Source organism: Paenimyroides viscosum (assembly GCF_003858535.1).
Taxonomy (GTDB): Bacteria; Bacteroidota; Bacteroidia; order Flavobacteriales; family Flavobacteriaceae; genus Flavobacterium; species Flavobacterium viscosum.
This window is the reverse complement of record NZ_RQTJ01000003.1, coordinates 59,312-80,683: the sequence shown is the minus strand read 5'-3', so window position 1 is coordinate 80,683 and position 21,372 is coordinate 59,312. Positions and strand designations below refer to the sequence as shown.

Below are 21,372 nucleotides of genomic sequence, written 5' to 3'. Positions count from 1 at the left end.
AGATTATTTCAAATTGTTTTGAAAAGCCATTGTCATGCGTTGAAATTCTTCTATTTTATTTTCGAGTTGATTAAAAAGTACTTGATTGATATAATTTCTATGTTGTGCAATATGTAATTGTGTAAGTAATTCAAAAGATGATCCTAAGGAAATATCTAAAAAATGACTAAAAGATTTATCTGTTCTTGCAGAACCTTCTGCAATATTTGAAGGAATAGAAATAGAGCAACGACTAATTTGTGAGTTAAGAATATATTTTTCATGTGTAGGAAAATTTAATAAGACATCAGAAATGTCATTAGCTATCTCCAATGCTAACTGCCAAATCTTTAAATTCTTATAATTATGTCTTTTTCCTATACTCATAACAATCTATTTTCTTTTCTTTTCTCTATGTTCTATTCTCTTAAATTAAAGCAACTCATAAATCCCAGCGGTTCCTTGACCGGTTCCTACGCACATGGTTACCATTCCGTATTTGTTGCCACGGCGTTTCATTTCATCGAATAATTGAACAGATAATTTAGCTCCGGTACATCCTAATGGGTGACCTAAAGCGATTGCTCCACCGTTTACGTTGATGATTTCAGGGTTTAAATATAACTCGCGAATTACAGCTAATGATTGTGATGCAAAAGCTTCGTTTAGCTCGATCAACTCGATATCATTTTGTTTTAATCCGGCTTGATTTAATGCTTTCGGAATCGCTTTTACAGGGCCGATCCCCATAATACGTGGTTCAACACCTGCCGATGCGAAAGTTACTAATCGAGCAATTGGCTCTAAATTTAATTCTTTTACCATTTCTTCAGACATTACTAAAACAAACGCCGCTCCGTCTGACATTTGAGAGGAATTTCCTGCTGTAACCGATCCATCAGCCGCAAATACAGGGCGTAATTTAGCCAATGCTTCTACACTTGTACCTGCACGAGGACCTTCGTCTTTGGTTACGGTATAAGAAGTGGTTTCTTTTTTACCTTTTTCATTGACAAAAGTTTGCTCTACCGTAATTGGGACAATTTGATTATCAAATTTACCTTCGGCTTGCGCTTTCAAAGCTTTCATGTGCGATTCAAACGAAAACTGATCTTGATCTTCTCGAGAAACATTGAATTGTTTGGCTACCGCTTCGGCAGTTAATCCCATTCCCCAGTAGTAATCTTCGTTACCAGCAGCCGCAGCTTTGTAATCTGGCGTTGCACGATAACCACCCATAGGAATAAAACTCATTGACTCTGCGCCACCTGCAATGATACAATGCGCCATTCCTGATTGAATTTTTGCAGTTGCCATTCCAATGGTTTCCAATCCCGAGGCACAATAGCGATTTACGGTAACGCCTGGAACATCAGTTACTTTTAATCCCATTAAAGAAATTAATCGAGCCATGTTTAATCCTTGCTCGGCTTCAGGCATCGCGTTTCCAACCATCACATCGTCGATACGAGTTTTGTCTAATTGCGGCACTTCGTTCATCATAAAATCGATGGTTTCGGCAGCCAACTCATCTGGTCTTTTAAATCGGAACAAACCTTTTGGTGCTTTCCCAACGGCTGTTCGATATGCTTTAACTATGTATGCTGTTGTTGTCATTATTAACGGGTCGCCTCTACGAGGCTTTTAATTATTATAATTTTATCAAATCTATTATTAGGGTGCTCCTACGGAGCTAAAGTGATGTTCAAACATTATTTTATTATCAGGGCGCTCCTACGGAGCTAAAGTGATGTTCAAACATTATTTTATTATCAGGGCGCTCCTACGGGGCTAAATTGATATTCAAACATTATTTTACTATCAGGGAGCTCCTACGGAGCTAAATTGATATTCAAACATTATTTTATTATCAGGGCGCCTCTACGAGGCTAATTAATTTCTCAACGGTTTCCCTTTGGTTAACATAAACTGAATTCTTTCTAATGTTTTTCTTTCGGTACATAAACTTAAGAATGCTTCACGCTCCAAATCCAATAAATATTGTTCGGATACTAATGTAGGTTCAGATAAATCGCCACCTGCCATTACATAAGCTAATTTGTTGGCAATTTTACGATCGTGTTCAGAGATGTATTTTCCAGCCATCATTCCATCGGTTCCGACTAAAAAGGCACCTAAAGCTTGTTTACCTAAAACTTCGATGTCTTTTCTGCGAACGGGTTGGGTATAACCAGCTTCGGCAAGTAACAAAGCGTGTTTTTTTGCTTCGGCAATTTGTCGGTCTTTATTAACTATAACAATATCTTTTGTAGGTAAAAGTACGCCGTTATCAAATCCTTCGTAGGCTGATGTAGCTACTTTTGCGGTTCCGACAGTTAAGAAATATTCTTGAAGAATGTTCAGTTTCACATCGTTCTTTTTGAATTGATCAGATGCACGTAAAACCATCTCTTTTGATCCACCACCGCCAGGAATCACTCCAACACCAAATTCAACCAAACCAATATACGTTTCTGCTGCGACAACGGCTTTGTCTGAATGCATCACCAATTCACAACCGCCGCCTAATGTCATTCCGTGAGGAGCTGCAATTACCGGAATGCCGGAGTAACGTACACGCATCATGGTATCTTGGAACGATTTAATGGCAAAATTCAATTCGTCGTATTCTTGTTCTACAGCCATCATGAAAATCATTCCTAAATTAGCACCCACAGAGAAGTTGGCAGCCTGATTTCCTATAACCAATCCGTTGTATTGTTTTTCGGCAAGATCGATTGCTTTATTGATTCCAGAAATTACTCCACCACCAATTGAGTTCATTTTAGAATGGAACTCTAAGTTTACAATTCCATCTCCTAAATCAAATAGGGTAGCGTCTGAATTGCCCCAAACTTTTTTCGATTCACGGATATTATCTAAAATGATGAACGCATCTTGCCCCGGAACTTTTTTCTGAGATTTAGAATCGATATCATAATAATAATTTGCTCCTTCTTTTACTGTGTAGAACGATTTGTTGCCCGATGCTAACATTTCTTCCACCCAAGCAGCTGGTTTTTCACCGGCTTCTTTCATAAATTCCAAAGCCGTTTCTACACCAATAGCATCCCAAATTTGGAAAGGTCCGTGTTCCCAACCAAAACCGGCTTTCATGGCATCGTCGATTTTGTATAAATCGTCTGTGATTTCTGGAATTCGGTTTGAAACATAAGCAAACAGTCCTGCAAACGATTTGCGGTAAAATTCACCTGCTTTGTCTTTTCCTTTTACCAACACTTTGAAACGATCTACAACCTTATCTATCGTTTTGGTTAGTTCTAAAGTTTGGAAAGATGCTTTTTTGTTGGGGCGATATTCCAAGGTATTCAAATCGAGTGACAAAATATCTTTGTCTACTTTTTTATAGAAACCTTGTTTTGTTTTGCTTCCCAACCATTTATTTTCCATCATGTGATTAATGAAATCGGGCAATTTAAACAATTCATGTGCTTCATCGTTTGGACAATTTTCGTACAAACCATTGGCAACATGCACCAACGTATCCAAACCAACCACATCAACTGTACGGAATGTTGCCGATTTTGGTCTGCCGATTACCGGTCCGGTTAATTTATCGACTTCTTCAATGGTTAGATCCATTTCTTTTACCAAATGAAACAAACTCATGATGCCGTAAATACCAATGCGGTTACCAATAAACGCCGGAGTATCTTTAGCCACAACCGATGTTTTCCCTAAGAATTTTTCGCCGTAATTGTTTAAAAACGATAAAACTTCGGGTTTGGTTTTTGGTCCTGGAATAATTTCAAATAACTTTAAATATCTAACCGGATTGAAAAAGTGGGTTCCGCAGAAATGTTCTTGAAAATCTTCGCTTCTTCCTTCGCTCATAAAATGAATCGGAATTCCGGAAGTGTTTGATGTGATTAACGTTCCTGGTTTACGGAATTTTTCAATTTGCTCGTAAACTGCCTTTTTAATATCCAAACGTTCCACAACCACTTCAATAATCCAATCAACATCTTTAATTTTTTGAAGATCATCTGTTGTGTTTCCTGTCGAAATTCGGTCGGCAAATTTTTTGTCGTAAATAGGTGAGGGGTTTTGTTTTAAAGCAGTTGCTAGGTTGTCGTTCACCATTCGGTTTCTTACCACTTTATCGTTAAGTGTAAGCCCTTTTTTTTCTTCGGCTTCGGTAAGCTGGTTGGGAACAATATCCAAAAGCAATACCTGAACGCCAATGTTTGCAAAATGACAGGCGATGCCCGAACCCATGATTCCGGAACCAATAACAGCCACTTTTTTTATTAATCTATTCATAGTTTTATGAAGTTTGGTTTCTTAAAATTTCTTTTTTGTTACGATGATGTTTTGAATTTTCTCTGACATCTGTATAAAATTATCAATCTCTTGTTGTGAAAAGGTTTCTAAAAGTTTATTATTAAAATTGATGACCGTTTGTTTTGATAATCCCCGTTTTTCAACCCCAAGTGGTGTTAAATAGATGTTTACACCACGACCATCCACCGGATTTTTCTTTTTAACAATCAAACCTTTTTCTTCCATTGTTTTTAAGGTACGCGTTAAACTTGTAGGTTCCATACCCAAACGCGGCGCCAAAGCGGTTGACGGCGTTCCGTCTTTATCTATGTTTAACAAGGCGTAACCCAATGCCATGCTTGCACCGTATTGCGAAGCTTCTTCGTTATACATGCGTGCAATGGCTTGCCAGGTATTTTTTATTACTGAATCTAGTGTTTTATTTTTCATGAATTTATTTCGTTATACCAAATATAATAAAAAAATAGTATGCACGCATACTATTTTGAATTTAATTTTTCGTTAAAAGAATAATTTATTGTTTATTTCTTTGGATGTAATTTAGTTATGCAATTATCATTATACAAAAATTGTACTTCTCCATTTTTATCGAAAGAAAAACTTGATTTGTTTTTATAAACTTCTAATTCTATTGATGATAGGAGCTCAATATCAGTTAATGCTTTTTCCGTGTTTTTGTCAATTTCCATTAATTTAAGATTTTTAGTAGAATCCTTATATAATAAAATGATACTTTGATCTTTGTCAAAAATATCAAGAACATAGTAGCTTGAAATTTTTCCTGTTTTAAGAGCCTCAGAAACAAGATTATTTAATGTACTATACTCACTTTCGGGAAAAGGTATTTTGTATCGTGTGTCCTTTTTGTAATCATATATAAATTCACCAAAACGTAATAAAATCAATGATTTATTAAAAAGATAATCATGAAAATTTCTAAAAATTTTATATTTTATGTAATTATTTGGGATGTCATTATTGATAATTTCTTTTAAAATTAATTCATTAGGATTATTTTTATTTATTTCAAAAACTGACAAATATTTATCTGTCACTACTGGATCGCTTTCTGTTCGTAATGGAATAATATATTTATCTTCAATTATATGGAAATTAGAACCGTTAGGGAAATACTTTTTCTCTTTTAATAAGGTATGTGATCTATTAATATATTTAGCTGAAACAATTGCTTTATTTTTAATATTATAAGTTATTAAGAAGTTTTTTTGTAAAATTAATTCTTCATCACTATCAGTTTTTCTTTCAATAAATTTTATTATTGCCATAAACAAGAGTTCTTCGTTATTAATTTTCTCACCATATTCTATTGAAGGATTAACAGCAGGGTATTGCTCTGCCAAACTAATAATTTCATTGTATTTTTCTTTAACATCATTTTCTTTATAATAAATATCATATGCCTTTTTTACCCATTCTTCATCAGCAATGATATCTAATGAATTCTGCTTATCATAATATGACCATCGTGATAATTGTGAATTATATAATAATAACGATTCATCAAATTGTATATATTGTACACCCTGTTTCAAATTGTTAAAACACATGTTCTTTTTATCTGAATATACATTAATAAAATCATTAATATTTAATTTGTACAAATCAGCTGAATATATTTTTTCTTCATTCTCTATTATATTGATAGTTGATTTAATACCATTAGAATATTTTTCAAAAAGATCATCTGAATATTTTACAGTACTTGATTTATAATTATCTACACCTGTTCTTTTGTTAACTAATAAAGAATCTGGTTCTAATTCACTTTTAAAAATAAAAAGCATTTCTGGATTGTTTAATGAGCTATTTATTTGGTATAAAGATGCTGTGCAACTAATACAATCATTGAGACTTAAGGCTACAATAATTTTTTTGTTATTTGGAGTACTTATAAAGCTTGATAATAATACTAAAAAAGTAAATATTTTTTTCATATTTAAGTTGGTTATATTGAAAATAAAAAGGGTTGTAATTAAAACACCACACCCCTTTTATTTATATTAATTATATTTTACTAATCTTCTACCATTTGAAATTGTATGAAATAATCAGTGTTTCCGGGTAAATTAAGAGGTAAACTTTCAAGATCTTGACCATTTATTGTTATACCACTTTCTGGCATAACAATATCTAATTCTAATGCCGGAGCTGTAAATCTTACAAAACCACCATCACCAGGATATGGTGTTACATTTTACAGTAACGGAATCTTCAGTTTGACCCGATAAAAAAGCACTACCAGCAGCTGATCTAATTTGCGAAAATCCTGTTGTTGCTATTCCTAAAAATAATAACGTAGCTAATTTTTTTTCATAATAAAAATATTTTTGATTGTTTATTCCACTAAAATATATATCATTATATTAATTAACAAAATATTTTCTAAAAATTTAGATAATTAAGAATACATTTTCTCATACAAATCTTTATACTTTTCTAAAATAACTTTACGTTTTAGTTTTAAGGTAGGGGTTAATTCGCCTGTATCAATTGCCCAGACATTTGGTGTAAGTGCAAACTTTTTAATTTGTTCCCATTTACCAAATTGTGGATTAATTAAATCTATTTCTTTTTGAATGCGTTCTATCACCAATTCGTTTTTCACTACTTCGTCTAACGTAAAACCAACATTTACTTTGTTGCGGTTTGCCCATTCTTTAATAAAATCGAAATTAGGTTGTATTAACGCGGCAGGCATTTTTTGTCCTTCGCCCACCACCATAATCTGCTCTATAAAACGAGATTGTTTCATGGCATTTTCAATCATTTGCGGCGCAACGTATTTACCACCACTTGTTTTAAACATTTCCTTTTTACGATCGGTAATAAATAAAAAGCCGTCGGCATCAACTACACCGATATCTCCTGTGTGGAACCAACCGTCAATAAATGCTTCTTTGGTTTTTTCTTCGTCTTTATAATATCCTTCTGCAACTGATGGTCCCTGACAAAGAATTTCACCGTCTTCGCCAATTTTAACCGTTACATTGCTTAAAATTCTACCTACCGATCCAATTTTCCAACCCTTGTTTCTTTGGTCGTTTACAGAAATTACCGGTGAAGTTTCGGTTAAACCGTATCCTTCCATCACCGGAATATCGGCTCCTCCAAAAATGCGAGCCAAACGTGGCGATAATGGAGCAGAACCCGATACCAACAATTCTAAATTTCCACCCAAGGCAGCTTGCCATTTAGAAAAGATCAGTTTGCGTGCAATTTTCAGTTTAAATTCATAAAAACCACCATTTGCGTCGTAAGGTTTAAAATCTTCAGCCAAACGCAATGCCCAAAAGAATAATGCTTTTTTAATACCCGAAAGTTCTGATCCTTTGGCATAAATTTTATCAAATACTTTTTCTAAAACCCTAGGTACAACCGTCATTACTTGTGGTTTTACTTCTTGCAGGTTATCGGAAATTTTCTCAATAGATTCAGCAAAATAAATCGATACACCCATATATTGAAACAGATACAAAATCATGCGTTCAAAAATATGGCAACAAGGTAAAAAGCTCAAACCAGTGTACTTTCCACGTTCAAACGGCACGCGCTCTGACGAGCCTAACACATTACTAATAATGTTATTGTGCGTTAATAAAACACCTTTTGGTGTGCCCGTAGTTCCTGAAGTATATATAATAGAAGCTAAATCATTTGGTTCTACATTAGCTTTCGAAACTTCCAAATCGGCATCGTTCATAGCATCTTTACCGGCAGTTAAAATATCTTTCCAATTGGCGCAACCAGGAATTTCATCGAACGAATAAATGCCTCGAAGTTTAGGAATATTAAATTTTACACGATCTAATTTCTCTAATATTTCTTTATCTGAAACAAACACATAAATGCTTTCGGAATGCTTTATAATGTATTCATAATCTTGCTCCGAAATAGTTGGATAAATAGGAACGGTAACAGCACCGGTCTGCAAAATACCAATATCCATGATATTCCATTCGGTTCTGTTGGTAGAAGTAATTAAGGCAATTTTATCGCCCTTTTTAACGCCCATTGAAAGCAAAGCCTTAGAAACATAATTTGCTTGCTGTATATATTCCTGAATGCTTGTTGATTTCCAAACACCATTGTATTTCGTAGAAAAAGCTTTCTCTAACGGATGATTTTGTAACTGATAATAAGGAATATCAAATAATCTACCTATTTGCGACATATTTTTTCATTGTTTATGTTACTGCATTTGCAAAATAATATTTTTTTGGCACAAATACATTCTTTTTGTAATTACTTTTGAGTAAAATCTACTTCTTTTAATTTTTGGACCCCTTCTGCATATAATAAATTAGATGGAAGCTCTTTATTTTCGTCAGCTGTATTAATTAGTTGTCCATTTTTAAAGAAGTAATCTGCGTAACGCAATAATTTGTTTGCGTTGTTAGCATCGGTTTCTTCAACAATGCACGCAATAAGTTCATTCTGCTTGTAATAAAAAACTTTTTGCAGGGTGTATTTATCAAAAACAGTATAAATAATTGAAAAGACAGAATCATCTGCTAAAACGTAGTACGATAAGTCATAAGCTAAACCTTTGGCGTTTGTACCTGGCTTGTTTATAGGATCGAACCATTCATTTTGCGATGTTGACTGTATATAGGTTTGTATTGTTTTAATTTCGGCATCGTTATTCTGTGCAAAAACCGATGTTCCCAAAAACACACATACAAGTGTTAGAATGATATTTTTCATTATTATTTTAGTTTAATTCGTTCAGCTCTATTTGCTATTTCCCAAGCAGTTACAAAAATTAATTGCGTACGTTTAAGCATGTCGTCAAAATTAATTTTATCAACCGTATCTGTTGGTTTATGGTAATCTGTGTGTTCGCCGCTGTAATAAAAAATTACCGGAATATTGTATTTAGCAAAGTTGTAATGATCTGATCTGTAATAAATCATTTCGGGATGTTTGTCATTGTTATACGTATAATCTAAAACCAATTTAGTGTACTTTTTGTTCATGGCTTCAGAAATATCGTGTAATTCTGTGCTTAATTTATCACTCCCTACTAAATAAATATATTCTTTTTTTGATTTTTCGTAGGTAAAATCCCTTCTACCAATCATATCAACATTTAAATTAGCAACAATATTTTCTAAAGGAATAATTTTAGAATTTACAAAAAAACGTGATCCGTGCAAACCATATTCTTCACCGGTACAATGAAGAAAAATAATTGATCGTTTTGGTCCGTTACCGTTTTTCTCGGCAATTTTTAACATACGCGCCATTTCTAACAGCGCTGTAGTTCCGGTTCCATTATCATCGGCACCATTATAAATTTCACCATTTGCAATTCCAACATGATCGTAATGTGCAGAAATCACCAAGTATTCATCGGGTTTTTCGCTACCTTTTATATAGGCAACAACATTTTCGCTGTCGTTTAATTTAGGGCTGAACATACGTTTCATAGCTTCAGATGGAACCGGCTGATAATAATCATCTGTTCCTGGCAAAGCTGCAATTCCTAAATTTTTATAGACATTTCGCAGGTAATTAGCAGCCATTTTTTGTCCGGCTTCACCTGTTTTTCTGCCTTCCATTTCATCACCTGCAATTATAGAAAGATGTTTTATTAATTCTTCTTTCGATAGATTTTCCATCATTTCCTTTACACGGTCTTTTTGTTTTTGGGCATGAATAAAGCCCGAATTTAAAGACGCCACCGCGATAAAAAGAAACATTTTATTTTTAAATTTCATGTGTACAATTTTACTTTACAGATACTAAAAATACTACTTTTTACGATTTGCTATTGTATATTTGTTGAAAATATTAAAAATGAACAAAGTTGTATTGATAACTGGCGGATCATCAGGCATTGGCAAAACCGTTGGAAACTTTTTAATAACCAAAGGTTACACGGTTTATGGCAGTAGTAGAAATCCAGCAAGTGTTGCGAACAGCAGTTTTCCGTTGGTTGCAATTGATGTTAGAAACAATGAATCGATACAAAGTGCAGTTGCCGAAGTGATTGCGAAAGAAGGTAGAATTGATGTACTGATTAACAATGCAGGAGTAGGAATTACGGGACCAATTGAGGAAATTCCGTTAGATGAAATTCAGAATAATTTTCATACCAATGTTTTTGGACCAATTGAAGTTATGAAAGCGGTTTTACCACAAATGCGCGAACAAAAATCGGGTTTAATCATTAATGTAACATCGATCGCGGGTTATATGGGCTTGCCTTACCGCGGAATTTATTCGGCATCGAAAGGAGCTTTGGAACTGATTACCGAATCAATACGAATGGAATTAAAACCTTTTAATATTAGAGTTACAAATGTGGCTCCGGGAGATTTTGCAACCGATATTGCTGCTCGACGTTTTCATGCTCCAGTTTTAGATCAATCGCCATACAAAGAAATTTACGGTCAGCAGCTTGCAACAATTAATGAGCATGTAAATGATGGCGGAGATCCAATTGAAATGGCAAAAGCAATTGATGAAATCATTCAGGCAAAAAATCCAAAAGTTCATTATAAAGTAGGTGCTTTTATGCAGAAATTTTCTATCTTTCTAAAAAAGATTCTGCCAGATACTGTTTATGAAAAAATGCTGATGAATCATTATAAAATTAAATAATTTATTTGCTACAGTTTCGCAAATTTTCACTAACTTTTAGTTGGTATAAAATCTTACATAAAAATCATTAAAATTTAAATAATCTGAAGTTAAAGACCAATTAATTTTATAAATAATTAAAACTACAACACAATGAAATTTTTTATAGATACAGCAAACCTTGAACAAATTAAAGAAGCACAAGCTTTAGGAGTTTTAGACGGCGTTACAACAAATCCGTCGTTAATGGCGAAAGAAGGCATCACCGGAAAGAACAATATTTTAAAGCATTATGTTGATATATGCACTATTGTTGATGGCGATGTTAGTGCCGAAGTTATTGCGACCGATTACGAAGGAATAATTAAAGAAGGTGAGGAATTGGCGGAATTAAACGAGCAGATTGTAGTGAAAATTCCAATGACACAAGATGGTATTAAAGCCTGCAAATATTTTTCTGATAAAGGCATTAGAACCAATGTTACATTAGTGTTTTCGGCAGGGCAGGCGTTATTGGCTGCAAAAGCAGGTGCAACTTATGTATCGCCTTTTATTGGTCGTTTAGATGATATCTCTACCGATGGTTTAAACCTGATCGATGAAATTAGATTGATTTATGACAACTACGCTTTCGAAACTCAGATTTTGGCAGCATCAGTCCGTCACACAATGCATATTATTAATTGCGCTAAAATTGGTGCCGATGTAATGACAGGTCCGTTAAGTTCTATTTTAGGATTACTGAAACACCCGTTAACCGATTCAGGGTTAGAACAATTTTTAGCAGATTACGCTAAAGGGAATAAATAAAAAATATCTAAAATCCTGAATAGTTCTATTTAGGATTTTTTTTTTGGTATAAACTTTGTTTAAATTAAAAAAAGCTACCATTTCTGGTAGCTTTTTTGTGGGGAGAGCAGGATTCGAACCTGCGAAGGTTTCCCAACGGATTTACAGTCCGTCCTCGTTGGCCGCTTGAGTATCTCCCCATTGGCTTGCAACTCTAAAAACATACTTAATTTGTTATTTTGTAACAGCTATTTGTTTGTTTCTTTTGTTGTTTTCAACGGTGCAAATATAGAGTGGTTTTTTTAATTACCAAAGCTTTTATTGGGTTTTTTATGAAAAAAAATTGCTTTTTTTTTCTTGTATTTAGTAATCAGATAGTTGCTGAAAAAATAAAATTAAAAAAAAATTAAGTTTAAAATAAATTCTAATAAAAATAGATAAAATTAGATTCTCACCGCGGTTTTAATTCTTTATAAAAACTACAAATTATTGTCTTTTTGTATATGATGCTTGAAAAGGAACAAAACGCAAACTATCATTACAATTAAATTTCACAGAATCTTTATGAATGTTTTCAAACAAAACATGCGCTTCTTTTTTAGTAAACACAATTCTTAAATTCCCATCAGGTTTTAAAGCAGCATTTAATTGGTAACTATTATCTAAAATGGCGTTTAATTTCGTAGTACAATTTGTTAACGAGTCTAATTTATTATAAAAAGTAAAATGTAAATTATACTTATCGTTTTTTAAGTGTTCTATATTTAATTTATTAAATAAATTTAAGGTATCTCCAACAGTATAATCACCTTCAATAGAACTAAATTTAAATTTATCTTTTTTATGTAAAACGTAATCGGGAGCAAGTTCGCCCTTAACTTCTTTTAAATCGCTACCAACTCGTAAAATACTATTATGATCTTTAATTTTAAAGAACAACTTTTCGCGATCAAATGTAGCTATAAACACACTGTCTTTAAGTTTCCAAGTACCTACTTTAGTTAAAGGTAACTCGTTCTTAGCTTCGTAATAAATAGTTCGGGAAATAGTACTGTCTTTATATATTCTAATAGAAGTTTCAACACCGGGACAATCAGGGCAAGGAATAATCCCTTCAAACGTATTGCTAAAAATAGTATCTAACATTGCGGGTTCAATAATTACGGCAACCTTATCATCTTTTTTACAAGCGCTAAAGAAATACATAAGCAGTATTACAATAAAAGCTTTGTTAAACCATTTCATAACTAATACATTTAAATTTACAAGTACTTAACAAAAATAGTTCCAATTTTCAGCAAATCAAAAAAAATAAGTTTAAAAAAAAGCCGATATATTTTAAAAATGCAAGAATTAGCTTATTTTTGCACAAAGATACACAACACAATGACACAAGGTATTATTATTTTAGATTTTGGTTCGCAATACAATCAGTTAATTGCACGCCGAATTCGAGAATTTGGAGTTTACACTGAAATTATTCCTTACAACACTCCAATTGCCGAAATTAAGAAACACAATCCTACAGGAATTATTTTGTCGGGCGGACCTTCTTCTGTTTTTGGAGCCGACGCTGCTTTAATTGATAAAGAACTGTTTGAAATGGGCGTGCCTGTTTTAGGAATTTGTTACGGTATGCAGTTAATTTCGCATCTTTTGGGTGGTGAAGTTAAAAAAGGCGAAAAAGGTGAATACGGAAAATCAGAATTAACGGTTTTAGCACAAAACAGTTTGTTTAATGGCGTTCCAGAAAAATCTATTGTATGGATGAGCCATTTTGATGAAGTAATAAAAGCTCCGGAAGGTTTTGTTGTTTCAGGAAAATCGAACATTGATATTGCTGCTATTGCAAACGAAAGCAGAAATATTTTTGCGGTTCAGTTTCACCCGGAAGTTACTCATTCTGAATTTGGATCTAAAATGTTAGAAAACTTTGTTTTCAATATCTGTAAAGCAGAGAAAAACTGGGTTTTAAAAGATTTTATCGAAACCGAAATTCAACGTATTAAAGATGTTGTTGGTGATAAAAAAGTTATTTTAGGACTTTCTGGAGGTGTTGATTCTTCGGTTGCAGCGGTATTAATTCACCGTGCTATTGGCGATCAATTGACTTGTATTTTTGTTGATACAGGTTTATTGCGTAAAGACGAAGGCAAAAAAGTAATGGAAAATTACGGCAAGCACTTCCACATGAATATTAAAATGGTTGATGCTTCTGAACGTTTCTTGAACAGTTTGAAAGGAATCGATGAGCCTGAAGCTAAACGTAAGGCAATTGGTCGTGATTTCGTGGCTGTTTTTGATGAAGAATCTCAAAAATTTGGTGATGCGTCATTCTTGGCGCAAGGTACGATCTATCCTGATGTTATTGAATCACAGTCTGTAAAAGGACCATCGGCAACCATAAAATCACATCATAATGTTGGTGGTTTACCAGAACACATGAAGTTGCAGTTGTTAGAACCGTTACGTGAATTGTTTAAAGACGAAGTTCGTAAAGTAGGGGTTGAGTTAGGTATTCCGCGTGAATTAGTGTATCGTCATCCGTTCCCTGGACCAGGATTAGGAATCCGCGTTTTAGGTGAAGTTGACGAAGAAAAAGTTCGAATTTTACAAGAAGCTGATCAGATTTTTATCGATGAGCTTTACAGTCATAATTTGTACGACGAAGTTTCACAGGCTTTCGTAGTATTGTTACCGGTAAAATCGGTAGGAGTAATGGGCGATGAACGTACGTATGAATATACTGCGGTTGTTCGTTCTGCAAACACTATTGATTTTATGACCGCAACTTGGAGCAAATTACCTTACGAGTTTTTAGAATTGGTTTCAAACCGAATCATAAACGAAGTTAAAGGAATTAACCGTGTTGCTTACGATATCAGCTCTAAACCACCAGCAACCATTGAGTGGGAATAAATAATTACAACAGCCTTAAATATAAATTTTAAGGCTGTTTTTATATAAAATCGTTTCTAAATGAATAATACAAAAAATAAATTGCACCCGCGTAGTTTTCATAATCAACCTTATAATTTTCAGGAATTGATACTAAAAGTTCCCGAATTAAAACAGTTTATTGTAAAAAATAGAGAAGGAATGGATACGTTGCAGTTTGCCAATCCTAAGGCAGTTTATTTGTTGAACAAAGCGTTGTTGCTGCATTTTTATAATTTGGATTTTTGGGATATTCCTAATCAAAACTTGGTGCCACCTATTCCGGGTCGGGCTGATTATATGCATTATTTAGCAGATTTATTAAAGGTTGATGATTCACAGAAACCTACTGTTTTGGATATTGGTACGGGCGCAAGTTTGGTGTATCCGCTTATTGGAAGTTCTGTTTATAATTGGAATTTTGTGGCAACCGATATCGAACCAAAATCAATAGAAGTAGCACAAGAAATCATCGATAAAAATCCGCATTTAACTTCTAAAATCACATTACGAGTTCAATCTGATCATAAAAAGATACTTATAGGAATCATTAATAAAGAGGATTATTTTGATGCAGTAATGTGCAATCCGCCTTTTTTTAAGTCGAAAAAAGAAGCCGAAGCACAGACAACTCGAAAGTTAAAAGGATTGGATAAAGGTAAAAATCCAAAACTGATTAACAATTTTTCAGGCGAAAGCAATGAATTGTGGTGCAATGGCGGCGAATTAGCTTTTGTATTGAATTACATTAAAGAAAGTTTTCTGTTTAAAACGCAATTTGGTTGGTTTACGAGTTTAATATCGAACGAAGACAATCTGAAACCATTACAGATCGAATTAAAAAAATCAGCCAAAGAAATCAAAGTTATTGATATGTCGCAAGGCAATAAAAAGAGTCGAATTTTAGCTTGGAGGTTTTAATTTTGGTATAAATTTTTAAGATATTTCGATTTCACTACGTTTCACTCAATATGACAAAAAAACGTAGGGCATTCCGAAATTGATTCAGGCACGAGCTTGTGAACTGACGAAGTAATCTTGTCAAGTATTTACCTACACTTAAAATAAAATACCCACAGATGCACAGATTATTAAACCACAATAGAAAACATACTTACGCTATATTTATTTTGTAAGATACAAAAACTATGTAACCTAAAATTTGGTCAACAGTAAATACAGAATCTATGTGGTAAAAAAATAACTATTTGTTTTTATAAGTTTTCAATTAACTAAGATCCAACTTATATTTATGCAATAGACCTTCTAACTGATGGGCTGAAAATTTGGAGTTCTTCATTTTGTTGAATTCTGGATCAATCGAAAAATTGCGAGCATTTCTAAAATCGGCTTTTTCTAAAACAGAGTTTGAAAATCGAGCGCCTGTTAAATCAGCATCCTGAAAATTAGCCGAAGTTAAATTGCTTTCAGAAAAATCAACTTCTCTCAATGAACATTTTACAAAAGAGGTGCCTTTTAATTTCGATCCATAAAAAATACTGTAATCAAGCATGCAGCTTTCAAAATTAAACGAAAACATAAATTTGCTGCATTTAGAAAAATCTACACCCAAAATTTTACAGTTCGTGAAAACCACATTGCTTAAACCAACATTTCCAATCAAAGTCATAGAAAAGTTACAGTTTTCAAACACACAATCTTCAAAATTATTGTCTCGTAAATCGCTATTTGTAAAATTGCAACTTATAAAGGTACATTTAGCAAACTCTCTATCGCGCAAAGATTTATCAGAATAATCAATACTTTTAAACTCTTTATTTTCGTGATAGATTGTTTTATTGTCCATTGTTTGTTTTGTTTACAATTCGTGAAATTTCAATCTTTAAATATCCGAAATAAAACCACAAAGTACAAGCGTATTTTAATTTAAAAAGATATCATAATATTATGAAAACGGCATATAATGAACGATTTTGTTTTTATATTTGTTACTATGAAAAGAATATTATTTACATTATCAACTTTTATTTGCACAACCGTTTCGTTTGCGCAAACTGCTACAAAAACACATACTGTAGCTAAAGGGGAAACCATTACACAAATTGCAAAAAAATATAATACTACCAATAATGTATTGTTTTTACTGAACCCAGAGGCTGTTGACGGAGTTAGTGAAAATCAGGTTATTAAGATACCAACTACCGCAGCTGTTCAACATCAAGTGCAACCCAAAGAAACGGTTTACGGAATTTCTAAGCAATACAATATTGCTACGAAAAAGTTATATGATTTAAACCCAGGATTAAAAGAAAACGGCTTAAAAATTGGTCAGTTTTTAAATTTGTCACAAACGAACCTAAGTAACAGTAAGCAACAAAGTACTATTGGAACAAGTACTGTTATTGTTGAAAAAGGCGAAACTATTTATGGTATTGCCGTTAAAAATAATACTACGGTTTCTGTTTTGTATGAATTGAATCAGGGTTTGTTGGAAAACGGTTTAAAAGTAGGACAGCCGATCAACATTCCTGTTTCAGGTGAAGTTAAAAGGGAAATTGCAGATGCTTCTAAAAAGACAAAACCAAAAACCATAGTTGTTCAGCCAAAACAGACTATTTATAATATTGCAAAAACAAATAATGTTTCGCAAGAACAGTTAATGGAATGGAATCCTGATCTAAAGAACGGTCTAAAAGATGGATCGACTTTAATTGTAGGATATTCTTATGAAAAAGTAGCTTTTAATGATCATGCTGCTCCAAAACCAATCGAAAACAAACCAAATACAGTAAAAAAAGGAATTGAACTGTCCTTACCAAACGATGGTTCTACCAGAGATTTAGTACTATTATTGCCGTTTAATATAGCTAATAACAACTTTAATAATCCATCGATCAATCAAAGTATAAAAGAGGATGTTTTCTTAAATATGACTTTAGATTTTTATTCGGGAGCTAAAATGGCAATTGATGTTTTAAAAGATAAAAACTACAATTTAAACATAAAATTTGTCGATTCTAAAGAAACAAACCGCGCATTAGATGTAAATATGTTGAAAGGTGACTTTGATTTTTCTACAACCGATGTAATTATTGGTCCATTTTTTCAAAAAAACGTAGATGCAGTTTCTGAAGTTTTTAAAAATCAGCAAACTATTGTTGTTTCACCGTTATCAACCGAAAAAGGAAAACCATTTCCACGCCAAATACATACCATGCCCAACAATGAAATCGTAAAAAAAGAAATGTTAGAGTATGTACTTTCTAAAGAAGAACAAGTGATTGCAATTACAGATGGTAAAAAAACATCTAAAGCATTTTACAATAAAAATTATCCCGATATAACCACCTTAAGTGTAACAACCGATGAAAAGGTTAGCGCAACCATTTTAAAAAACCTACTTTCTGCAACAAAAAACAATTATATTGTTTTAGATGCAACATCATTAACTACAACAGTAGAATTGATTACTACATTAAAAAGTTTACAGAAAGATTTTAAAATTGAGTTAATATCGTTAGAAAAATTAGATGTTTTAGAATCGTCTGATATTAATATAAATGATTTAATTGCTTTAAAATACACTTTTCCATCTGTAACAAATGATGCTTCAAGCGCTAAAAAAGACAAATTTGTAAAAGAATATAGAACCATTTACGGAAAAAACCCAAGTAGGTTTGCAACCCGTGGATACGATGTTACTTATGATGTAATTAGCCGTATGTTTGAATCGGACGAAGATTCTAATATTTTCGATTACGGTTCACAGCATATCGAAAATAAATTTGCCTACATAAATGAAAACGGCGGTGTGTATAACAACGCGGTTTATATTTTATATTACGATAGAGATTTAACCTTGAAAGAAGCGAAATAATGAGCACAAGCAAAGTAGTTTACAAAGGCGATATTAGAACAGAATCGACCCATTTACAATCGGAAACCATAATTTTAACCGACGGACCAACTGATAATCACGGCAAAGGCGAAGCTTTTTCACCAACCGATATGGTTGCAAATTCGCTGGCTACCTGTATGTTTAGTATTATGGGTATAAAAGCAAACGCAATGAACTTAGATATAGAAGGATCTACCGCCGATGTTACTAAAATAATGCAAGCTGAACCCAGAATGATTAGTGAAATTGTTGTGGTTTTAAATATGCAGGGAGTTAATGATGAAAAATCAAGAATTATTTTAGAACGATCTGCAATGACTTGTCCGGTGTTTTTAAGCTTGCATCCTGATATTAAAAAAACAATTCGTTTTAATTGGGGGTAAAAATATTGAAAAAAATTTTAAGTTAATAAAAGAATAAAGTTATGAATAAAATATATGTCCTATTTACTTTGATTATAATGAGTAATTTATCATTAGCTCAAGATGAAAAATTAGTTGGCACATGGGTTGGTAATGATAAGGAAGGAATTTTAATTAAATTTATTTTTGATGATGAAGGATATGTTACTATGGTATCAGATGGTGTTGAATTTGGAGGAAAGAAATTTGATGTTAATGGAATTTCAGCTTCAATGAAGTATAAAACAGATCAGTCTGTAAATCCCCATAAAGTAAATTACTTATTAAAAGATTTATCAGGTGAATATCCAACAACTACTATGGGGGGTGTTTACCAATATATCAATGATAATAGTATAAAGTTTAGAATTAATCCTAATTTAGGTGAAAGCTACGATCGATTTGTAGATGAAGTAGATGAAGATACTTTTATTTTAAAGAAAGAATAGTTATAAAATATTCTCAATTTTTATATTGAATCACCAAAATTTATATCTGTATCATATAAAATATGGAAGATCAAAACAAAGAATTATTAGAATTAGCACATACAAAAATGCCCTTTGGAAAGTACAATGGGCGTTTTTTAGTTGATATACCAGAGCCGTATTATGTTTGGTACAAAAACAAAGGTTTTCCGGCTGGTAAATTAGGTAAACAATTGGCAATGATGTACGAAATTAAACTCAACGGATTAGAGGTTTTAATACGTAATATCAAGAACAAATATCCAAAGCCATAAGCAAGTATAATTGTTAATAGTAAAACTTTCAAAACCCGAATTATAGTTGTAATTTTGCCAAGTTTAGAATAGCACAACAACATACAACATATTTTACAAATGAAACAATGTAAATATATTTTCGTAACAGGCGGTGTAACATCATCACTTGGAAAAGGAATTATTGCAGCATCTCTGGCAAAATTATTACAAGCAAGAGGTTATAGAACAACCATTCAAAAGTTCGATCCGTATATTAATGTGGATCCTGGAACTTTAAATCCTTATGAACATGGTGAATGTTTCGTAACAAACGATGGTGCCGAAACCGATTTAGATTTAGGTCATTACGAGCGTTTTCTGAACGTTCCTACTTCACAGGCAAACAACGTAACAACAGGTCGCGTTTATTTATCGGTAATCGAAAAAGAACGTCGTGGCGAATTTTTAGGAAAAACGGTACAAGTAGTTCCGCACATTACCAACGAAATTAAAGAACGTATGCAGTTGTTGGGCAAATCGGGCGATTACGATATTGTAATTACCGAAATTGGCGGAACTGTTGGCGATATTGAATCGTTACCTTATATTGAATCTGTAAGACAATTAGTATGGGATTTAGGCGATAAAAACGCCATTGTGGTTCACTTAACATTAGTGCCTTACTTGGCAGCAGCAGGTGAATTAAAAACCAAGCCTACGCAACATTCTGTAAAAACATTAATGGAAAGTGGTATTAAGGCAGATATTTTGGTTTGCAGAACAGAGCATGAATTATCTTTAGATATTAAACGTAAACTGGCAGCTTTTTGTAATGTTTCACAAGAATCGGTTATTCAGTCAATCGATGCTTCAACAATATACGAAGTTCCAAACAATATGTTAGAAGAAGGTTTGGATATTGTTGCATTAAAAAAATTGGATCTTCCTGAAAAAGGATTACCTGATTTAACCAAATGGAACGATTTCTTACACCGATTAAAAAATCCGAAACATACCATTAATATTGGTTTGGTAGGAAAATATGTAGAATTACAGGATTCATACAAATCGATACTTGAAGCGTTTGTTCATGCTGGTGCATCTAACTATGCTAAAGTCAATGTAGTAAGTATTCATTCAGAGTATTTAACTACTAAGAATGTTGCCGAAAAAATGAAAAATTTAGACGGTATTTTGGTAGCTCCTGGTTTTGGATCTCGCGGTATCGAAGGCAAGATCGAAACGGTTCGTTATGCACGTGAAAACAACATTCCATTTATGGGAATTTGTTTGGGAATGCAAATGGCTGTTATTGAATTTGCGAGAAATGTATTAGGTTACGAAAATGCCAATTCAACAGAAATGAACGATAATACGCCGTATCCGGTAATTACGTTTATGGAAGAGCAAAAAACAATTACCGATAAAGGCGGAACCATGCGTTTAGGTGGTTGGGACTGTGAAATCAAGGAAGGCACAAAGGCTTTTGATATTTACCAAAGTAACTTAATTAATGAACGTCACCGTCACCGTTACGAGTTTAATAACTATTATACCGAAGCATTTGAAAAAGCAGGTATGGTACTTTCGGGTGTTAACCCTGAAACAAAATTGGTTGAGATTATAGAATTGCCAAATCATCCGTTTTTTGTTGCAGCACAATATCACCCAGAATACAAAAGTACTGTAGCAAATCCACATCCTTTATTTTCTGCGTTTATTAAAGCCGCTGTTGATAAAAAACTTAATTCGTAATAAAATTACTCGTTTTCAAGAAGTAATAAATTTCAAGA

The 21,372-nt window shown here is 33.1% G+C and carries 19 protein-coding genes and 1 tRNA gene; 9 read left to right on the top strand and 11 right to left on the bottom strand.

Annotation, left to right across the window (positions count from 1 at the left end; all coding sequences use genetic code 11):
- Positions 1–3 precede the first annotated feature (3 nt).
- The 8 genes from EG242_RS02475 to EG242_RS02440 all read right to left on the bottom strand — a co-directional run bounded on the left by EG242_RS02475 (position 4) and on the right by EG242_RS02440 (position 10,025).
- Positions 4–366 carry a four helix bundle protein gene (locus EG242_RS02475; protein WP_203227671.1) on the bottom strand — a complete coding sequence of 121 codons (363 nt, stop codon included), beginning with the start codon at positions 364–366 and terminating at the stop codon, positions 4–6.
- A 45-nt stretch (positions 367–411) separates the two neighbouring features.
- Entirely contained in the window at positions 412–1,596 is a 1,185-nt protein-coding gene (locus EG242_RS02470) for an acetyl-CoA C-acyltransferase (protein WP_124898336.1), read from the bottom strand.
- Between the two features lie 276 nt (positions 1,597–1,872).
- Positions 1,873–4,263 (bottom strand): 3-hydroxyacyl-CoA dehydrogenase/enoyl-CoA hydratase family protein, encoded by a 2,391-nt coding sequence (locus EG242_RS02465; protein WP_124898335.1) that lies wholly within the window; start codon positions 4,261–4,263, stop codon positions 1,873–1,875.
- A gap of 21 nt (positions 4,264–4,284) precedes the next feature.
- The gene (locus EG242_RS02460; RefSeq protein WP_124898334.1) at positions 4,285–4,713 is read right to left on the bottom strand and encodes a MarR family winged helix-turn-helix transcriptional regulator; all 429 of its coding nucleotides are present in this window, start codon (positions 4,711–4,713) and stop codon (positions 4,285–4,287) included.
- Positions 4,714–4,805: 92 nt separating this feature from the next.
- Positions 4,806–6,239, bottom strand: coding sequence for a hypothetical protein (locus EG242_RS02455; protein WP_124898333.1), 1,434 nt, complete (start codon positions 6,237–6,239; stop codon positions 4,806–4,808).
- 464 nt (positions 6,240–6,703) lie between these two features.
- Positions 6,704–8,476 carry an AMP-dependent synthetase/ligase gene (locus EG242_RS02450; protein WP_124898332.1) on the bottom strand — a complete coding sequence of 591 codons (1,773 nt, stop codon included), beginning with the start codon at positions 8,474–8,476 and terminating at the stop codon, positions 6,704–6,706.
- 71 nt (positions 8,477–8,547) lie between these two features.
- Entirely contained in the window at positions 8,548–9,009 is a 462-nt protein-coding gene (locus EG242_RS02445) for a hypothetical protein (protein WP_124898331.1), read from the bottom strand.
- A 2-nt stretch (positions 9,010–9,011) separates the two neighbouring features.
- Positions 9,012–10,025 carry a M28 family metallopeptidase gene (locus EG242_RS02440; RefSeq protein ID WP_124898330.1) on the bottom strand — a complete coding sequence of 338 codons (1,014 nt, stop codon included), beginning with the start codon at positions 10,023–10,025 and terminating at the stop codon, positions 9,012–9,014.
- A gap of 79 nt (positions 10,026–10,104) precedes the next feature.
- Here EG242_RS02440 and EG242_RS02435 point away from each other — a divergent pair, with 79 nt between their 5' ends.
- Together EG242_RS02435 and fsa are read left to right on the top strand one after the other, a co-directional pair.
- A complete protein-coding gene (locus EG242_RS02435; RefSeq protein WP_124898329.1) occupies positions 10,105–10,911 on the top strand; it encodes an SDR family oxidoreductase in 807 nt (268 codons plus the stop codon).
- Positions 10,912–11,043: 132 nt separating this feature from the next.
- On the top strand, positions 11,044–11,700 hold the full coding sequence (gene fsa / locus EG242_RS02430; RefSeq protein ID WP_124898328.1) for a fructose-6-phosphate aldolase: 657 nt from the start codon (positions 11,044–11,046) through the stop codon (positions 11,698–11,700).
- A gap of 98 nt (positions 11,701–11,798) precedes the next feature.
- Here fsa and EG242_RS02425 read toward each other — a convergent pair.
- Both EG242_RS02425 and EG242_RS02420 read right to left on the bottom strand, forming a co-directional pair.
- Positions 11,799–11,879: transfer RNA gene (locus EG242_RS02425), tRNA-Tyr, on the bottom strand.
- 286 nt (positions 11,880–12,165) lie between these two features.
- Complete coding sequence (locus EG242_RS02420) at positions 12,166–12,924, bottom strand: copper resistance protein NlpE N-terminal domain-containing protein (protein WP_124898327.1); 759 nt, start codon at positions 12,922–12,924, stop codon at positions 12,166–12,168.
- 141 nt (positions 12,925–13,065) lie between these two features.
- Between EG242_RS02420 and guaA the strand changes: the two genes are divergently transcribed.
- Complete coding sequence (gene guaA, locus EG242_RS02415; RefSeq protein WP_124898326.1) at positions 13,066–14,598, top strand: glutamine-hydrolyzing GMP synthase; 1,533 nt, start codon at positions 13,066–13,068, stop codon at positions 14,596–14,598.
- A gap of 60 nt (positions 14,599–14,658) precedes the next feature.
- Positions 14,659–15,537, top strand: coding sequence for a 23S rRNA (adenine(1618)-N(6))-methyltransferase RlmF (rlmF, locus tag EG242_RS02410; protein ID WP_124898325.1), 879 nt, complete (start codon positions 14,659–14,661; stop codon positions 15,535–15,537).
- A gap of 307 nt (positions 15,538–15,844) precedes the next feature.
- Here rlmF and EG242_RS02405 read toward each other — a convergent pair whose 3' ends face one another.
- A complete protein-coding gene (locus EG242_RS02405; protein ID WP_124898324.1) occupies positions 15,845–16,423 on the bottom strand; it encodes a pentapeptide repeat-containing protein in 579 nt (192 codons plus the stop codon).
- Positions 16,424–16,570: 147 nt separating this feature from the next.
- On the opposite strand from EG242_RS02405, the gene EG242_RS02400 reads away from it, so the two are divergent.
- The 5 genes from EG242_RS02400 to EG242_RS02380 all read left to right on the top strand — a co-directional run bounded on the left by EG242_RS02400 (position 16,571) and on the right by EG242_RS02380 (position 21,334).
- Positions 16,571–18,454, top strand: a complete 1,884-nt coding sequence (locus EG242_RS02400; RefSeq protein ID WP_158608838.1) for a LysM peptidoglycan-binding domain-containing protein — start codon at positions 16,571–16,573, stop codon at positions 18,452–18,454.
- Positions 18,454–18,858 carry an OsmC family protein gene (locus EG242_RS02395; protein WP_124898322.1) on the top strand — a complete coding sequence of 135 codons (405 nt, stop codon included), beginning with the start codon at positions 18,454–18,456 and terminating at the stop codon, positions 18,856–18,858. Before EG242_RS02400 ends, EG242_RS02395 begins: the two co-directional genes overlap by 1 nt.
- A 41-nt stretch (positions 18,859–18,899) precedes the next feature.
- Positions 18,900–19,325 (top strand): hypothetical protein, encoded by a 426-nt coding sequence (locus EG242_RS02390; RefSeq protein ID WP_124898321.1) that lies wholly within the window; start codon positions 18,900–18,902, stop codon positions 19,323–19,325.
- Between the two features lie 62 nt (positions 19,326–19,387).
- The gene (locus tag EG242_RS02385; protein WP_124898320.1) at positions 19,388–19,618 is read left to right on the top strand and encodes a DUF3820 family protein; all 231 of its coding nucleotides are present in this window, start codon (positions 19,388–19,390) and stop codon (positions 19,616–19,618) included.
- Positions 19,619–19,717: 99 nt separating this feature from the next.
- The gene (locus EG242_RS02380; RefSeq protein ID WP_124898319.1) at positions 19,718–21,334 is read left to right on the top strand and encodes a CTP synthase; all 1,617 of its coding nucleotides are present in this window, start codon (positions 19,718–19,720) and stop codon (positions 21,332–21,334) included.
- Positions 21,335–21,372 lie beyond the last annotated feature (38 nt).

Bases quoted from the DNA above. Each gene is read 5' to 3' on its own strand.
- EG242_RS02475 (WP_203227671.1), bottom strand. From the start codon at position 366: ATGAGTATAGGAAAAAGACATAATTATAAGAATTTAAAGATTTGGCAG.
- EG242_RS02470 (WP_124898336.1), bottom strand. From the start codon at position 1,596: ATGACAACAACAGCATACATAGTTAAAGCATATCGAACAGCCGTTGGG.
- EG242_RS02465 (WP_124898335.1), bottom strand. From the start codon at position 4,263: ATGAATAGATTAATAAAAAAAGTGGCTGTTATTGGTTCCGGAATCATG.
- EG242_RS02460 (WP_124898334.1), bottom strand. From the start codon at position 4,713: ATGAAAAATAAAACACTAGATTCAGTAATAAAAAATACCTGGCAAGCC.
- EG242_RS02455 (WP_124898333.1), bottom strand. From the start codon at position 6,239: ATGAAAAAAATATTTACTTTTTTAGTATTATTATCAAGCTTTATAAGT.
- EG242_RS02450 (WP_124898332.1), bottom strand. From the start codon at position 8,476: ATGTCGCAAATAGGTAGATTATTTGATATTCCTTATTATCAGTTACAA.
- EG242_RS02445 (WP_124898331.1), bottom strand. From the start codon at position 9,009: ATGAAAAATATCATTCTAACACTTGTATGTGTGTTTTTGGGAACATCG.
- EG242_RS02440 (WP_124898330.1), bottom strand. From the start codon at position 10,025: ATGAAATTTAAAAATAAAATGTTTCTTTTTATCGCGGTGGCGTCTTTA.
- EG242_RS02435 (WP_124898329.1), top strand. From the start codon at position 10,105: ATGAACAAAGTTGTATTGATAACTGGCGGATCATCAGGCATTGGCAAA.
- fsa (WP_124898328.1), top strand. From the start codon at position 11,044: ATGAAATTTTTTATAGATACAGCAAACCTTGAACAAATTAAAGAAGCA.
- EG242_RS02420 (WP_124898327.1), bottom strand. From the start codon at position 12,924: ATGAAATGGTTTAACAAAGCTTTTATTGTAATACTGCTTATGTATTTC.
- guaA (WP_124898326.1), top strand. From the start codon at position 13,066: ATGACACAAGGTATTATTATTTTAGATTTTGGTTCGCAATACAATCAG.
- rlmF (WP_124898325.1), top strand. From the start codon at position 14,659: ATGAATAATACAAAAAATAAATTGCACCCGCGTAGTTTTCATAATCAA.
- EG242_RS02405 (WP_124898324.1), bottom strand. From the start codon at position 16,423: ATGGACAATAAAACAATCTATCACGAAAATAAAGAGTTTAAAAGTATT.
- EG242_RS02400 (WP_158608838.1), top strand. From the start codon at position 16,571: ATGAAAAGAATATTATTTACATTATCAACTTTTATTTGCACAACCGTT.
- EG242_RS02395 (WP_124898322.1), top strand. From the start codon at position 18,454: ATGAGCACAAGCAAAGTAGTTTACAAAGGCGATATTAGAACAGAATCG.
- EG242_RS02390 (WP_124898321.1), top strand. From the start codon at position 18,900: ATGAATAAAATATATGTCCTATTTACTTTGATTATAATGAGTAATTTA.
- EG242_RS02385 (WP_124898320.1), top strand. From the start codon at position 19,388: ATGGAAGATCAAAACAAAGAATTATTAGAATTAGCACATACAAAAATG.
- EG242_RS02380 (WP_124898319.1), top strand. From the start codon at position 19,718: ATGAAACAATGTAAATATATTTTCGTAACAGGCGGTGTAACATCATCA.